Origin of the sequence: Herbaspirillum sp. VT-16-41 (assembly GCF_001994935.1) — a bacterium.
GTDB classification, from domain to species: Bacteria; Pseudomonadota; Gammaproteobacteria; order Burkholderiales; family Burkholderiaceae_D; genus Herbaspirillum; species Herbaspirillum frisingense.
Window position 1 is genome coordinate 1 of record NZ_MUXB01000237.1, and the last position, 313, is coordinate 313.

Annotated in this window: 1 pseudogene; it reads left to right on the top strand. The window is 50.8% G+C overall.

What is annotated here, in order from left to right:
* Window positions 1-177 (top strand): annotated as a pseudogene (locus BTM36_RS29220) (protein-methionine-sulfoxide reductase catalytic subunit MsrP); the annotation flags it as partial.
* Window positions 178-313: the final 136 nt, after the last annotated feature.

The window sequence follows — 313 nt, forward strand, 5'->3', positions numbered from 1 at the left end:
TTTTTTGCCAATGTAAATCCGCATGTCGACCATCCTCGCTGGTCACAGGCAACCGAGCGTTTTATCGTATCCGGCGGCGTGCTGGATGTAAAACGCCAGCCTACGCTTCTTTTTAACGGCTATGCGGATGAAGTGGCGTCCCCTTATCGTGGTTTGGATCTGCGGGAGAATTTTTGAGTGCGTTTAACAGCAAAACAGATTGTCTGGCTTAAAGTATTGCTGCACCTGGCAGGTTTTCTGCCGTTTGTCTGGTTGTTCTGGGCATCGTCGCAGGGGTATTTTAGTGCCGACCCGGCAAAAGACCGTATGCCGT